Consider the following 14772-nt stretch of genomic DNA (forward strand, 5'->3'; position numbering starts at 1 on the left):
TTTGCTTTGAAAAATCCATGGATATGTTTACTTAGTATTGATTAAGAACATTTTTCGAATAATAGCATCAAAATACTTTTTTGCACGGGGGTATGGTTTGAGTAATATTCGGGAAATATTCATTGACGATTTAAAAAGCATTTATAAAAATTTCTTCGTTTGTATCGTTGTTGTGTTCCTTATGTTCATTCCGTCCATTTATGCGTGGTTTAATATTGTCGCATCCTGGGACCCGTATGCAAATACGGAAGGAATCCTTGTCGGTGTTTCTAATAGTGATAAAGGTGCGGATATAAATGGCGAAGCGGTGAACATAGGGAAGGAAGTAATAGAGGGGTTAAAAGGGAATAAAGATTTGGGCTGGAGATTCACAACGGAAAAAGAAGCGATAGCAAAGGTGGAAAAGGGGGATTATTACGCATCCATCATCATTCCAGAGAATTTTTCCGAGCATATTGCGACAATCATGACCGATGACCCTGTGAAAGCGGATATTGATTACTATGTTAATGAAAAAATCAATTCCGTTGCTCCTAAAATTACGGCAGCGGGGGCCAACAGCATTGTGGATAATGTGAGCAAAAGCTTTATCAAATCAGCTAGTGGGAGTATCCTTGCAATCTTTAATGAACTGGGAATCACCTTGCAAAATGAGTTGCCGACGATTCAAAAAATGAAGAATATGGTGTATTTATTAGAGGCTGAACTGCCTGAGCTTGAACAAAATATCAAAACCGTTCAAACACATGTTAAAAAGGCTGAAGATATCATTAAGGTGGTAAATGATGGTCTGGATTCCATAGAAGGGATAACATCGCAGAAAGACAAATTGGTTTCAGACGTTTCCAGTTATGTAGATTCAACAAAGCAGGCATTTGAAGGACTCAATCCACTCTTGAAAAATGATATTGCGAATATCAGGAGCTTTAATGAATCCACTTTAGTGCTGGCGAACCGGTTAACGGGTCAGGATTTGCCTGGCAATGAGTCGGATCAGTTAATGGAACAAGGGATAACGAGGATAAATAAAGAGTTGTACCTTTTGGATAGTATGTATAATTTATTGGTGAGAGTCAATCAATTTAGTGAGAAAAGCTTGCTTCAGCCGGAAATACAGCTAGTGGAGGATTTGCGGGATAATGCTTCGAACCAACTTCACGCGCTGAATAACCGATCCTTCGGCAATCTTATCGAACTTGGCGAGAACAATGATCAAGTCTTGGCAAGATTCCAGGATGTCTATTCAAAGGAAACAGCGCCAAAATTCAATGAAATATGGAATGAAACGGAATCAATATTGAATAAAGTCAGGGTTACGATGGAAGAGGGGACCAAGGTCATTCCAGAAGTGAAGACGCTTTTGGATGAGACCAATCGAACGTTGGAAACACGTTCAGGGGATATCGATAAGTTACAGAAAAAGTTCCCGGAAATCGAAACGAAAATAAAGGCCTTAGCTTCTAAAATGAGAGAAATCGATAAGTCTTATAATATGGAAGAAGTGATTGATTTCCTAAGGAATGATATTGAACAAGAAAGTGAATTTTTTTCAGAACCAGTGCTGCTCAATAAACATAGTCTATTTCCGATTCCAAACTATGGATCAGCCATGTCTCCTTTCTTTACGGCACTATCCCTTTGGGTGGGTGGTACAATATTGATTTCCATGCTTAGCGTGGGTGTTTCTCAAAAAAATTACAGTCCGTATCAAATTTATATCGGTAGGTATCTTATATTCTTCATAATTGGGTTAATGCAGGCACTTAGTGTGTCCATAGGGAATATTCTACTGATCGATGTGTACGTAGCGGATAAATTTGAGTACATCCTGTTTTCTGTCTTGATAAGTACAGTATTTACACTCATTGTCTACACCTTCGTTTCAGTTCTTGGAAATGTTGGAAAAGGGATTAGTGTCGTCTTGATGGTCCTTCAAATTTCAAGTTCAGGAGGCACATTTCCCATTCAAGTTACGCCTCCCTTTTTTCAACATATCAACCCCTTCCTGCCATTCACCTATGCCGTTGGTTTACTTCGTGAATCTGTTGGGGGAATAACCTGGAGCGTTGCTGGTAGGGATATTTTCATCTTGTTTCTCTATATAATGATCACGCTCATCTTAGGAATCATTTTGAAAAAGCCCTTGCATGCAAGGACACAAAGGATGAAGGATAAATTGTATGGAAGCAGGATTTTTTAAGTTCTCTGAATGGGCTGGGAACTTCGTTTACCCTTATTTGAAACGAAACTGGATACTTGAAATTAGCCTGAACCCTTAGAAAGGGCTCAGGTTTTTTTATTTTGGTGCATGGAAGTTGTCCAAATGGTTGTTTTGTGCAAGTTTGGAATATTTATAAATAAAATGACAGTTAAATAGAAAGATACCGATAAATTAGAATTTTTGCATTTTTATAGTTGACAAAAACCATTGGATTAATCATTATTAAGAAATAATGTTTAGTAAATCGATGCGATATAAAAGTGGGGTGACTTTATGTATTTAACAATAGATGGCATTGAAAAAAGTTTTTCGAATGAAAAGAAAGAAAGCATAAAGGTGCTCGATGAGATTAACATAGAAGTCGAGAAAGGAAGCTTCGTTTCAATCGTCGGACCTTCAGGATGTGGCAAATCGACACTTCTTTATTTAATTGCCGGCCTTGATAAGGCTGATAAAGGAGAAATACGTGTAGCTGGAAAAAAGGTGATGAAGCCAGGTCCGGAACGGGTCGTAGTGTTTCAGGAGGCCGGGTTATTTCCTTGGTTGACGGTACTTGAAAATGTTACATACGGATTGAAGTTAAAGAAAATTCCCAAAGAAGAGGCTAAATCCAAGGCATTGGACATTTTAAAAATGGTTCACCTCAGCCGTTATGTTGACTCCTATCCACATCAACTTTCGGGGGGCATGAAACAGAGGGTAGCCATCGCAAGAGCGCTGGTGATGGAACCGGATATCCTGTTGATGGATGAGCCATTTTCTGCGCTGGATGAGCAAACGAGGATGGTCTTGCATAAAGAGCTACTCGAAATCTGGAGAAAAACTAAGGTGACAATCTTCTTCGTTACCCATAATATTCGTGAGGCTGTTCAGCTTTCCGAAAAAATTATCGTCTTTGCAACCCGTCCAGGGAAAATTAAAGAGACGATTTCCGTCCCTTCCATGAAAGATGGGGTTATGCCGGATAGTGTAACTTTGCATACTGAACAAAGGGTTCTATCGATCTTACAGGAGGAAATTGAAAAAGTGCTGAAGGAGGAAATGGGGAATGATTACAGCTTTAAGACGAATCATATTCATCGCGATGATAGCGGGGATATGGGAAGTCACATCTAGACTTTCAAGTCTTCCGGATTTCATGTTCCCAAGCCTGACGCAGGTTTTGGAAACTCTGTTTAATGGACTGGTGAGCGGACAAATAACCGAAGCCATCGGAAAAAGCCTTGGCCGTATCCTGATCGGCTTTACGATTGCCATTATAGTAGGTCTAATATTAGGATATTTCATTTGGCGCTTTAAACTGGTGGAAGATACTCTAGGATTCGTCGTGACGGCCTTACAGTCCATCCCGAGTATCGTTTGGTTCCCTCTAGCGATCATTTGGTTTGGATTGAATGATTTTTCAATTCTCTTTATCGTCACGATCGGTGCAACTTGGACGATGACTGTTAATGCAACCAGTGGATTCCGGAATGTGCCCCAATTGTATCAGCGGGTTGCCAAAACATATGGATCGACCGGGTTTCATTTTCTTCGCACCGTGATTTTACCGGCATCCGTCCCACAAATAATATCCGGTCTGCGAATTGCATGGGCATTTTCCTGGCGTGCATTGATGGCTGGTGAATTACTTGGCGGGGGAGGCGGTCTTGGACAATTGCTGGAAATGGGCAGATCACTGGGACAAATGGATTTGGTCATCTCCGTAATGATCATTATCGCAATCATCGGTACAATCGTGGATAATGTTGTCTTCTCTCGTCTGGAACGTAATGTTCAACTGAAGTGGGGCGTGAATCAACGGTAGTTTAATAGGATAATAGTTAAAAAGGAGAGAAAAATATGCTGAAAAAATCATTTTTTTCCCTTATTATGTCCGTATTGTTAATCGGAATAGTAAGCGGATGCACGCAATCCACCAGTAATGAAGAAGGAGAAGGCTCGGGGAAAAAAACTGTGAAAATTGGATATTTTCCTAACTTAACTCACAGTGCAACGATCATTGCACTTGAAAAAGGCTTTTTTGAAGAAGAGTTCGGTAAAGATGTCAAGATTGAAACCAAGACAGTGGCCAATGGCGGTTTATTCATGGAAGCAATGGCTACAAACGCCATTGATGTCGGAACGGTTGGTCCTGGTCCATTGCTTAACTTTTACGTAAAAAACCCTGAATACCACCTGATCTCTGGAGCTGTTAATGGCGGTGCCGTTCTTGTAGCTAGCGAGGGCAGCAAGGTTACTGATTTAAAGGATTTGGACGGTAAAAAGGTAGCGATTCCCGTCATTGGGAGCACACAGGATGTCATGCTTAGGAAAGCCCTTCAAGATGTTGACTTAAAACCGACTACAAATGGGGGGACAGTTGAGCTGTATGCATCAGCACCTGCTGACACAACTGCTCTTTTTGTCCAAAAATCAGTCGATGCAGCAGCTACCCAGGAACCATGGGGGTATGTATTGGAAAACCAGGCAAAAGGAAAGTTAGTGCTTGATTGGGATCAATTTGCATGGGGGAAAGATTCACCAAATACGGTTGTGGCTGCGAGCCAGAAGTTCTTGGATAAAAAGGGGCGCGCCGCTTCCTATTTGAAAGCTCACGAAAAAGCAGTGGATTTTATTCAAAACAATCCTGAAGAAAGCCAAGAACTTGTCATTAAGCATTTGAAGGAACTGACAGGAAAAGAATTAAGTAAAGAAGAAGTGGCTTCAGCATTTTCACGCCTGGAAGTGACCACTGAAGTTAATGAGCAAGTCATTCAGGAAATGGCTGACATAAGCAAAGAAGCTGGTTATATCCCAAGCAGTGATATAAAAGGTATGATCGATCTATCAACTCTTGAAGAAGTATCCAAGTAAATTGAAACAAGAAGCGCCTCAGCCATCCAGGCTTTGGCGCTTTTTGGTAATCCGGTATAGGCCGGATTACTCTGTTATATGTCGAATTAATCCGTATTAATGAACCTGGATATAATCCTAAATAAACACGGCAGCAAAATGATTGCTGTCATAATATGAAGTCATGCACCTGTTAAAGACAGACTTGATCCAACGCTTGAATAACATGATCAACCTCTTCCCAGGAATGGATGGTAGCTCCTGAAGCCAGTGAATGTCCCCCTCCATTGAATTGACGTGCGACTGAAGCGATGGGAATATTTCGTGAACGAATCCTGACACGGATTTCAGAAGGATATTCTATGAAAAAAGCCCAGATTTTGTTTCCTCTGACACCTGATAGCGTATTAACTAAATTCGAAGCTTCGATTCGGTCTACACCATACATATTTAACAAATCCTCCGTAATAATGAAGTAAGCCACCCCTTTATCGGTTACCTTGAAGCTCATGAGAATGTCCTTTTGAAGTCTGGAAGCGTTTTTCGGCTTTATATTAAGGCAGTTATGGATTCTTTCTGGCTGAATATTAAAAGTTCTTAAGTGCGAAACCAATTTTAATGTCCTAGGAGTGGTATTCCCATTCATGAAATTCCCTGTATCACCAAGTATTCCTGCATAAAATGATTTAGCTGCCTCTTTATTCATGATAAAGCTTTCTGGAAATAGTAAAAATAAATCAACAAGCATTTCACTTGCAGAGCTATAGGACGGATCGACCCAAGAAAGGTCACCGAATTGTTCATATTCGGGGTGGTGGTCAATTTTGATCAGCAACTCCCCATGATCATAGCGGGAATCACTGATCCGTGAAATGTTGGCAGTATCACAAACAATCACCAAGGCCCCATTGTATTTGTTATCGGAAATGGCATCCATCTCACCAATGAATAGGAGCTTTTCCACTTCCTCGCCTACCACAAAGACTTCTTTAGAAGGGTAGGACTGCTTCAATAGTTTCTTTAAGCCAATTTGTGAGCCCAATGCATCCGGGTCCGGATTAACATGACGATGAATGATAATTGTGGGGTATTTCTTGATGGCTTCGACTATCTCTTTCTTTATATTTTCCATTTTGCCATCTCCCTTTGAATCTTTAAATGCCTTCTAAATAGGTTTGTTTTATCATATAGAGTTTGAGTATCTTAATCATCACATGTCACCTCTGTAAAGGCAATTTAAACATCCTGAAAATGAATATGGTGAGATTTTAGAGCCCACGATAAAGGTTACTCTAAAAAAGTTCCTTTAAAGAATCCGTATTGCAACAACAAATTAATGAATCAACAATCTGGGAAGAAGAAAAACAAAAACAAAACAAACTTAAAAAGAAAGGGAAGCTTACAGACGTTTCTCTTAAAGAATTGTTCAGTGTGAAAGAAAACCGTAAAGCCTTATTCCTTTTAATCGGGATATACGGATTCTGGAATTTAGTAGCTGGAGTAATGGGGTACTTTATGCCATATATATATGAAACAGTAGGTGGCCTCACCGCTACACAAGCTAACTTATTACAAGGTACACTATGGTTATTGACTGTTGTCTCCACCTATTTTGTATTTATTAAATTAGGAGATAAAGTAAACAGAAAGGTTCTATTTGGGATTGGAGCTGCAATGGGAATCGTTGCTTGGCTCATCCTAACGTTTGGAGGAATGGGCTGGACGGAACTGCTGTTGTTTGTTTTGCTTCGGGGAACCGCAGCAGGATTTGGGGCACAAACATTTTATGCCTTATGGTCAAGTGAGCTGTTTCACACGAAGTATCGTGCAAAAGCTCAAGGTGTCATGTTTTCGATTGCCCGCATTGGTGTAGGGCTATTCTCTAATCACGACATTAGGGTTCAAGGTCGCTGGTTTGATTATGATTGCATTCCTAATCATCCATTTAGTCATTGGTCTTACCATGTCACCGGAAACTCGAGGGAAGTCTCTTAAAGAAATCCAAAAAGAACGTTATGGCGCATAACCATATAGTGTAAATTTTTGCTTTTTAAACATAAAGGATCCCAAGATTACAAGAGCAACGATTAAAGGGCTTTAAAAATTATGATCGACCAATAAACAAAATTATTGCAAAATTCAAACAATGGTTCTATACTTAATTTACCAAACCGATGACAACAAGTTACCTTGTTGCATGGCCGGCTTGTCATAAATCTGGAATTTATAAAAATTGACTTGGTTCACTTGATCTTCCTTTGCAGGAAGACAGTGCGTGGATAAGGGTCAGTGAAACGTTCAATGTAATGACATTGTTTGTTTTACTGGCTCTTTTTTGTGTATCCCGACAGTTTGAAAGGGGTGATGGTATGAATGGAGCTTTGGAAGGAGTCAGGATTATCGATGTGTCCCGTGTTTTGGCGGGTCCGTTTTGTTCAATGATTCTCGGTGATTTGGGTGCGGATGTAATTAAAATCGAGCATCATGAATCAGGTGATGAAACGAGAGGGTGGGGTCCGCCATTCGCGCAAGGAGAAAGCGCTTACTATTTATGTGCAAACCGAAATAAGCAAAGCATGACCTTGAATTTAAAGTCGGAACAAGGGAAAGAGATATTCCGGAAGTTGGTGTCTTCAGGGGATATAGTGATTCAAAACTTCAAGACGGGTACATTGGAAAAACTGGGGTTAGGTTATGAGGATTTAAAGGAATGCAACCCCAAACTGATCATGGCCTCGATTACGGGATTTGGTTTAACCGGACCATATAAAGATTTACCTGGCTATGATTATATCATTCAAGCGATGAGTGGTTTGATGAGCATCACAGGAGAAAAAGATGGGAGCCCCGTGAAGGTCGGAGTGGCCATAGCTGACATATTGACTGGCTTGTATACATGCATTGGCATTTTATCCGCTTTACATCATAGGGATAAAGCGGGGGAAGGACAGGAAATTGATATTTCGTTAATGGATTGTCAGGTTTCTTCATTGGTGAATGTCGCCAGCAACTATTTATTCAATGGTTTGACCCCTGAACGCATGGGAAACCAACATCCCAATATTGTTCCATACCAAACGTTCCGAACACGCGATGGGGAGCTTGTAGTGGCTGTAGGCAATGATGAGCAGTTCAGGAGATTCTCAACCGTTATTGGCAGACCTGATTTAGCGGAGCTAGAACAGTTTAAGCATAATGAAAAACGATTGCTGAACAAGGAAAAATTAATACCAATAATAGAGGATTCATTGAAAGCAAAAACAAAAAAAGAGTGGAAAATGCTGTTTGATGATGTAGGGATACCAAATAGTCCGATTAATGATATCGCAGAGATGTTCGAGGATCCACAGATCATCGAAAGAGGCATGTTGGTGAAAATGGAACACCCCACAATCGAAAATCTTAGAGTGACGGGATCGCCCTTGAACCTTTCAAAAACACCGGTCACGATGAGAAAGCATCCGCCGCTGTATGGGGAACATACCGATGCCGTTTTGGCTGAAATTGGATATAGTCCGGACCAAATAATCAAATTCAAGCAAAATAAAATTATTTAGGAGGAATTTTGATGATGAATTTCGAATTAACAGAAGAGCAGCAAAGCGTGAAGAAAGTGGTAAGGAAATTTGTGGATAAGGAAATTATCCCATATATTCAAGAGTGGGATAGGCAAGGGGAATTTCAACCACATATTTTAAAAAGGTTAGCGGAATTGCAGTTAATGGGCGTTTGTATCCCCGAAGAGTATGGTGGAGTAGGAATGGATTATAATACCCTGGCCATCGTTTGTGAAGAGCTGGAGCGAGGCGATACGGCTTATCGAACAGCAGTTTCTGTACATACGGGGTTGAATAGCATGACCCTGCTGCAATGGGGGACGGAAGAACAAAAACAGAAATATTTAGTTCCGCAAGCAAAAGGGACAAAGATTGGCGCTTTTGGGCTGACTGAACCGAATGCAGGGTCTGACGTAGCGGCGATGAAATCAACGGCAAAACGTGTTGGGGACCATTATATCTTGAATGGATCAAAAACTTGGATTTCGCTCTGTGATTATGCAGATCATTTCCTCATTTTCGCCAAGACTGATCATGATGCTGGCTCAAGGGGAATTACCGCTTTTATTGTGGAACGGACTTTTGAGGGAGTGGAGTCGAAGGCCATTAAAGGAAAATTGGGAATTCGTGCGGGGAATACAGGCGAAGTCTTTTTAACGGATGTTAAAGTCCCGGTGGAGAATAGGCTTGGTGAAGAAGGTGAGGGCTTTAAAATTTCCATGTCGGCATTGGACAGCGGCCGGTTTACAGTGGCAGCAGGTGCTGTAGGATTAATTGAAGCAAGCCTTGAAGCAAGCTTGAAGTATTGCCATGAACGAAGTACATTCGGAAAAGAGATTGGCAGGCATCAGCTTGTTCAACAGATGATTGCCAAGATGACCGCAAATTTAGAGATTTCCAGATTGCTGGTATTTAAAGCGGGTACCTTAAAAAACCAAGGAAAAAGGAATACGAAGGAAACATCACTTGCCAAGTGGATTTCATGTAATGCTGCTAACGAAGCAGCCAATGATGCTGTACAAATTCATGGTGCCTATGGCTACTCGGATGAATATCCAGTCGAACGTTTTCTGCGGAATTCAAAAGCTCCGGTCATTTACGAAGGCACCCGTGAGATTCATACAGTAATGCAAGGTGAATACGCACTTGGCTACAGACAAGATAAAGAGCTTCGTAAGCAATTGCCTGCATGGCCCTTCGAGCAGGTTTCCGTACATTAATTATAGATAGAGGAGATCAGATGATGAACACATACTTTATTGCAGGGCATGCAAAGCTTCCACAAGGGATGGCAGCGAGAAATATATATGATTCCATCACCATCACGGTAGAACTTGACTTTAAATATGGTGTAATAGTCGAGGCTTCCTGTACACTTGCTACAGAACATGGCAGGGAATTCATTCGTAAACTGCTGCGCGGTTATTGCCTGAAAGATGGTATTGAAGAATTGATTGATCGTGTGCAAATGCATTATCGTGGAAAGGCTGGTCAGGCCATTCAAGCAGGGCTGAAGGATGTGTATGCACAGTTCGAATTGGTCTCCGTCAAATAAGTGCAACTGGAAGGATCCTACCTTAAGTTTGAGGGTAGGGTCCTTTTTTATAGATTCGGGTACATGGCAAATAAATGATGGAGCTGTGGATTTAATGGAAATATTAGTTGAGCTGATTTTAACCTGCTGCTGGTTTGGCTTTAACAAGATTATGCTAGAGTTGGTCTAATAGTTGTAGGTAAGTTTGATATTTTAGATCAATAAGGCTAGTGTTTCTCAATCGTTAGCAAAATTAATTGAACAGTAAATTATCATTAAATGAAATGTTCCAAGAAGAACTTAATTTATTTGTACGATAATAATATTTCCGATACTAAATTGTCCACTGTCATTATAAATGGCAGTGTTTTTTATTGTTTAAGGAACGGGACATTTTAATGGATATAACGATCGTGATAATTTTAAAAACACAAAACTCGCCCCTTTACGACGAGTTTGTGTTTTTTTAGAAATTGGACTTAAAAGTAAAGCTTAATATCCAGTAAAAAAATATTAGTTGTACATTAAAACGGAACCATGAAACTAGAAGCACCTTTTCCGTTTATTGCGAATGTTATTGCAGCAAAGCCAACTGCAGTGGTTGGAGGAACACCGGTTTCTGTTGGAGCGCCTTTGTCTGCTACATATGGAACACCGGTTTCTGCTAGTGCGCCTTTGCGTACTGCAAGTGGACCTCCTCCTGCTAGTGCGCCTTTGCGTGCGGCAAGTGGACCTCCTCCTGCTAGTGCGTCTTTGCGTGCGGCAAGTGGACCTCCTCCTGCTAGTGCGTCTTTGCGTGCTGCAAGTGGACCTTCTCCTGCTAGTGCAACGTTTAGTGCTTCTGCGGCGGGAAGTTCGCCTATTATTGTTGTTTTTACGTGAAGAACGGCCTTTTGAACATGGGTCATTATGCATGAAATCGCTTAACCCGAAGGAATTGGCTCTTTCCACCGCATTTTGTATATTGCGAATGATGTCAGACATATTTATATATCCCCCTTTCTATACGTTAAACTATGCCCTTGTACGTAATATGCCAGAGATAATAGCACAATTTTTAATAAAAATTTGTTTTTGGTGACACCCATCGCTTTTTTTCATAATTTAATATGAAAGTGAAAGGGAAGTGAAGGGTTATATGAATTCTGACAAGAAGCTGCCTGTGTACCAGCTTTTTATTCCACCAGTTAATTTAATGGAACTTCGCAGAGATATATGGTGCAATGATCCTTTACCGGCAAAGTTAACACTTAACAGAAAAAAACTGGATATTGATATTGTTTACCGTGGCTCACATATCCGCGGTTTTCGCAAAAAATCCTATAATGTAGTCTTTTATAAACCTAATACTTATAAGAATGCCAAGGAAGTTCATTTAAATGCTGAATATAAGGATAAATCTTTACTAAGAAATAAATTATCTTTAGACTTTTTTGCGGATATTGGGACCTTATCGCCGAAATCCCAGTTCGTTTTCCTGAATCTGAACGGGAAGGAAGAAGGAATATACCTAGAATTGGAATCAGTGGATGAATATTTTTTGAAGAATAGGGATCTCCCTAAGGGATCGATTTTCTATGCCGTGGATGGTGATGCCAATTTCTCATTGATGAGCGATTTGGATAAAGGAATCAAAAAATCATTGGAGATGGGATATCAAAAAAAATGCGGGACAGGAAAGGATGAATTACATTTACAAGAGTTGATCATTCAAATCAACACAATTTCAAGGGTGGATTTTGAAAAGGAAATCGTAAAATATGTCGATGTGGAAAAGTACCTGCGCTGGCTGGCCGGAGTCATATTCACGCAAAACTATGATGGGTTTGTCCATAACTATGCCTTGTATCGAAATGGAGATACAGGACTCTTTGAAATAATCCCATGGGATTATGATGCGACATGGGGCAGGGATGTTAATGGGAAAGTGATGGAAGAGGATTATGTGGGAATCGAGGGATTCAACACATTGACTGCTAGAATCCTTGATGTTAGGGCATTTCGTGTTCGATACCAGAGTCTTCTAAAGAAGATTTTGAGTAATCGGTTTAACGTTGGGTATATGAAACCTATCATTCAGGAAATGCATGATCAAATAAGACCTTATGTTCCAAAAGACCCGTATATTAAGGGGGAAAAAGAAAAATTTGATAATGAGCCCGAATTTATCCTGAAATTCATTGAGGCCCGTGCAAAGTATATAAATAGCCGGCTGTTTAAATTGGATTAATAATTTTCTGATGGAAAATGGAAAAAACAGCAGGAGTGCTGAAAGAAAATCACTCCTGCTGTTTTTTCTGCACGATTCCATTTGCTTTTCTATACTATTACAGCTATGTTTGATAGAAAGATATAATCTAAAGTAAATGAAGGATGGGAATGGATTGACTAATCATAGCCGTAAACCGGCATATATATATACCTTTACATGCACCCCTGACGAACGTGAATTATCTAAAATGGAGATGCGCTCGTTCTTTGGCTTTGAGACTTCAGGAAATATTTTAAAAAGTGATATAGAAATTGAACCGAGCAGAAGTCCTTTTATGAAAGGGCGGGTCGATGTCATGTTTGAAGGGGAAAACATATCCGAAATTGTTGAGCTAGTGAAGGATATTCAATTGCCGGATTCGACGTTCAAAGTATTATTCGTAAAAATTAATGATCTGACTAAAGAAGCAAAAATAGATTATGAGGGACAGCGTGAAATTGAACGTGAAATTGGCTGGCACATTCAGGGGAATGCCGATGTACGTAATCCTGATCAGGTCTATGGAATCGTGCCCCTGGGCGGCCGTTGGTATTTTGGGAAATATGTCAAACCTGAGTCTGTTTGGTTACATCATATGAAGAAGCCGCGTGAATATTCAACTGCACTTAGCACAAGAGTGGCGAGAGCCATTGCCAACATAGCCGTTCCACATCCTGATGGAGTGAGGGCCATTGATCCATGCTGCGGAATTGGAACGGTATTGGTAGAGGCACTATCAATGGGGATAAATATTGTTGGCCGAGATATCAACCCACTTGTTACTGACGGTTCTAGAGAGAATATTGCCTATTTCGGACTCGAAGGTGATGTAACTACAGGTCCGATTTCAGAGGTCACCAGTAAATATGATGTAGCGATTATCGATATGCCTTACAATTTGTATACGCATGCAACGCCGGAGGATCAGCTATCGATCCTTAAACATGCCAGGAGCTTTGCTGACAAGGTCGTCGTCGTAACGATTGACACGATGGATCATATGATTGAAGAAGCAGGATTTGAAATTGATGATCGCTGTGTAGCCAGGAAGGGTATTTTTTCCAGACAGGTAGTCGTGTGTGTATAAATTTCCCTGGGAAGATGAAAAGGCTGAAATCCTTAATGGGTTTCAGCTTTTTTTGATGTCATTTAGCTTGATAATGAACTACATTTTCGATGAGTTTCTTCTTGACCTTCCCCTGATATTCCAAGTAATCCAAATGGCCGATGATTTCAGACATGACGAGTGGGAATTCTGATATATACTTTTGTTTGTAAAATTCCTTTGCCAGTTCATTGCCTGTAGAAATTCCAGATTCTATCAAGGCCAGGATTTTTTGTGATTTTCTCTCGATGCTATTGAGTCTTTTTTCAATCAATGGACCAGGATATTCAATGATGTTACCATGACCAGGAAAGATGAGATTCACCTGTAATGCTAAACATCGCTTTAATGAGTCGATATGATCCAAAAGTGTCAGCATTCTATTGCCTTTTTCATCAGGTTCGATCAAGGCGTTGCTTGAAATATGTTCAATCAATAAATCACCGGCAAGAAGCCGTTTCCCTTTTTGGTCAAGGAAAGCGATTTGATCCGGGGCATGCCCGGGAAATTCAATCACTTCAAAATTCAGCCATTGTTTTTCGGTGATTTCGATGATGTCACAATTCAGTTTTTGATCCTTATTATTATCAACCGCGTTGAATAGGTAAGCTACTTGTTTATCTCCAAGTTCACCACAGCCCATTTCAAGGTATAGCTGCTTATAAAATTCAATTCTCATACTTAAGAAGTCAGGATCCCGTTTTAAACGGGGAACGGATTTAGAATGGGCATAAACGGGAATCGGATGGAGTCCGGTAATCCGGTTGACCAAACCAACATGGTCCCCATGGTGATGGGTTAACAAAATTTCCGTGATATCCTCAACGGTAAATCCATTTTCCTTTAAAGTTTGCTGCAGTGCATCCCAGCAAACGTCATCATTCATACCAGCATCGACTAATGTTAAAGATTCATCCTGTTTAACTAAATAAAAGTTTATACTTTTTAAAGATAGAGCGCTTGGAGCTATAATTGGATAAATTTCAAATTTTGCATTAGTTTTCATGAACATCCCATTTCCTCCTGAATCGAGATAAATTTCATCTAAATTGCGATATACCTAAATAATGAAAGAATAGATTTAAAGGGTTTACTCTATGATTAGTTGAATGAAATGAAACTGTCAAGCGGAAGCTTTCAGGCAAACGAGAATTTAATGGTAATAATAATTGGAAATGAATGGTCTATTCATCTAATTTATTTTAAAATTGAATAAACAAGATGATTATTTAGCCAATATTCTTGAAATGGATTGTTGTATGTGAATAT

General features: G+C 40.1%; 12 protein-coding genes and 2 pseudogenes. 10 read left to right on the plus strand and 4 right to left on the minus strand.

All coding sequences use genetic code 11. The features are described 5' to 3' along the window. Positions 1-97 precede the first annotated feature (97 nt). The 4 genes from ACDZ29_RS17205 (at position 98) to ACDZ29_RS17220 (ending at position 5077) form a co-directional block, all read left to right on the plus strand. Positions 98-2200, plus strand: a complete 2103-nt coding sequence (locus ACDZ29_RS17205; RefSeq protein WP_375088238.1) for a YhgE/Pip family protein — start codon at positions 98-100, stop codon at positions 2198-2200. 294 nt (positions 2201-2494) lie between these two features. Then, complete coding sequence (locus ACDZ29_RS17210; RefSeq protein WP_289324150.1) at positions 2495-3337, plus strand: ABC transporter ATP-binding protein; 843 nt, start codon at positions 2495-2497, stop codon at positions 3335-3337. Further along, complete coding sequence (locus ACDZ29_RS17215; protein ID WP_289317423.1) at positions 3270-4028, plus strand: ABC transporter permease; 759 nt, start codon at positions 3270-3272, stop codon at positions 4026-4028. Before ACDZ29_RS17210 ends, ACDZ29_RS17215 begins: the two co-directional genes overlap by 68 nt. A 35-nt stretch (positions 4029-4063) precedes the next feature. After that, on the plus strand, positions 4064-5077 hold the full coding sequence (locus tag ACDZ29_RS17220; RefSeq protein WP_370014255.1) for an aliphatic sulfonate ABC transporter substrate-binding protein: 1014 nt from the start codon (positions 4064-4066) through the stop codon (positions 5075-5077). A 172-nt stretch (positions 5078-5249) separates the two neighbouring features. Here ACDZ29_RS17220 and ACDZ29_RS17225 read toward each other — a convergent pair whose 3' ends face one another. Then, complete coding sequence (locus tag ACDZ29_RS17225) at positions 5250-6188, minus strand: bifunctional oligoribonuclease/PAP phosphatase NrnA (RefSeq protein WP_289324152.1); 939 nt, start codon at positions 6186-6188, stop codon at positions 5250-5252. 185 nt (positions 6189-6373) lie between these two features. Between ACDZ29_RS17225 and ACDZ29_RS17230 the strand changes: the two are divergent. The 4 genes and pseudogenes from ACDZ29_RS17230 to ACDZ29_RS17245 form a co-directional block, all read left to right on the plus strand. Continuing rightward, a pseudogene (locus tag ACDZ29_RS17230) lies at positions 6374-7082 on the plus strand (MFS transporter); the annotation flags it as partial. Positions 7083-7425: 343 nt separating this feature from the next. Beyond that, positions 7426-8613 (plus strand): CaiB/BaiF CoA transferase family protein, encoded by a 1188-nt coding sequence (locus ACDZ29_RS17235; protein ID WP_375088239.1) that lies wholly within the window; start codon positions 7426-7428, stop codon positions 8611-8613. Positions 8614-8627: 14 nt separating this feature from the next. Next, positions 8628-9833, plus strand: a complete 1206-nt coding sequence (locus ACDZ29_RS17240; RefSeq protein WP_289318454.1) for an acyl-CoA dehydrogenase family protein — start codon at positions 8628-8630, stop codon at positions 9831-9833. 23 nt (positions 9834-9856) lie between these two features. Further along, the gene (locus tag ACDZ29_RS17245) at positions 9857-10168 is read left to right on the plus strand and encodes a DUF3870 domain-containing protein (protein WP_289324154.1); all 312 of its coding nucleotides are present in this window, start codon (positions 9857-9859) and stop codon (positions 10166-10168) included. Positions 10169-10671: 503 nt separating this feature from the next. On the opposite strand, the gene ACDZ29_RS17250 is transcribed toward ACDZ29_RS17245, so the two are convergent. Both ACDZ29_RS17250 and ACDZ29_RS17255 read right to left on the minus strand, forming a co-directional pair. After that, entirely contained in the window at positions 10672-11055 is a 384-nt protein-coding gene (locus ACDZ29_RS17250) for a hypothetical protein (protein ID WP_375091234.1), read from the minus strand. Between the two features lie 22 nt (positions 11056-11077). Then, a pseudogene (locus ACDZ29_RS17255) lies at positions 11078-11131 on the minus strand (hypothetical protein); the annotation flags it as partial. A 154-nt stretch (positions 11132-11285) separates the two neighbouring features. Here ACDZ29_RS17255 and ACDZ29_RS17260 point away from each other — a divergent pair. Together ACDZ29_RS17260 and ACDZ29_RS17265 are read left to right on the plus strand one after the other, a co-directional pair. Further along, the gene (locus ACDZ29_RS17260) at positions 11286-12377 is read left to right on the plus strand and encodes a CotH kinase family protein (protein WP_375088240.1); all 1092 of its coding nucleotides are present in this window, start codon (positions 11286-11288) and stop codon (positions 12375-12377) included. Between the two features lie 154 nt (positions 12378-12531). Then, positions 12532-13485, plus strand: a complete 954-nt coding sequence (locus ACDZ29_RS17265) for a TRM11 family SAM-dependent methyltransferase (RefSeq protein WP_375091159.1) — start codon at positions 12532-12534, stop codon at positions 13483-13485. A 58-nt stretch (positions 13486-13543) separates the two neighbouring features. On the opposite strand, the gene ACDZ29_RS17270 is transcribed toward ACDZ29_RS17265, so the two are convergent. Beyond that, the gene (locus ACDZ29_RS17270) at positions 13544-14515 is read right to left on the minus strand and encodes an MBL fold metallo-hydrolase (protein WP_375088241.1); all 972 of its coding nucleotides are present in this window, start codon (positions 14513-14515) and stop codon (positions 13544-13546) included. Positions 14516-14772: the final 257 nt, after the last annotated feature.

It is taken from the genome of Peribacillus sp. RS7 (genome assembly GCF_041956845.1).
In the GTDB taxonomy this organism is placed as follows: domain Bacteria; phylum Bacillota; class Bacilli; order Bacillales; family DSM-1321; genus Peribacillus.

Excerpts from the sequence above, each read along its gene's own strand:
- ACDZ29_RS17210 (WP_289324150.1), top strand. The coding sequence starts at position 2,495 with ATGTATTTAACAATAGATGGCATTGAAAAAAGTTTTTCGAATGAAAAG.
- ACDZ29_RS17235 (WP_375088239.1), top strand. The coding sequence starts at position 7,426 with ATGAATGGAGCTTTGGAAGGAGTCAGGATTATCGATGTGTCCCGTGTT.
- ACDZ29_RS17215 (WP_289317423.1), top strand. The coding sequence starts at position 3,270 with ATGATTACAGCTTTAAGACGAATCATATTCATCGCGATGATAGCGGGG.
- ACDZ29_RS17260 (WP_375088240.1), top strand. The coding sequence starts at position 11,286 with ATGAATTCTGACAAGAAGCTGCCTGTGTACCAGCTTTTTATTCCACCA.
- ACDZ29_RS17240 (WP_289318454.1), top strand. The coding sequence starts at position 8,628 with ATGAATTTCGAATTAACAGAAGAGCAGCAAAGCGTGAAGAAAGTGGTA.
- ACDZ29_RS17245 (WP_289324154.1), top strand. The coding sequence starts at position 9,857 with ATGAACACATACTTTATTGCAGGGCATGCAAAGCTTCCACAAGGGATG.
- ACDZ29_RS17250 (WP_375091234.1), bottom strand. The coding sequence starts at position 11,055 with ATGACCCATGTTCAAAAGGCCGTTCTTCACGTAAAAACAACAATAATA.
- ACDZ29_RS17270 (WP_375088241.1), bottom strand. The coding sequence starts at position 14,515 with ATGTTCATGAAAACTAATGCAAAATTTGAAATTTATCCAATTATAGCT.
- ACDZ29_RS17220 (WP_370014255.1), top strand. The coding sequence starts at position 4,064 with ATGCTGAAAAAATCATTTTTTTCCCTTATTATGTCCGTATTGTTAATC.
- ACDZ29_RS17225 (WP_289324152.1), bottom strand. The coding sequence starts at position 6,188 with ATGGAAAATATAAAGAAAGAGATAGTCGAAGCCATCAAGAAATACCCC.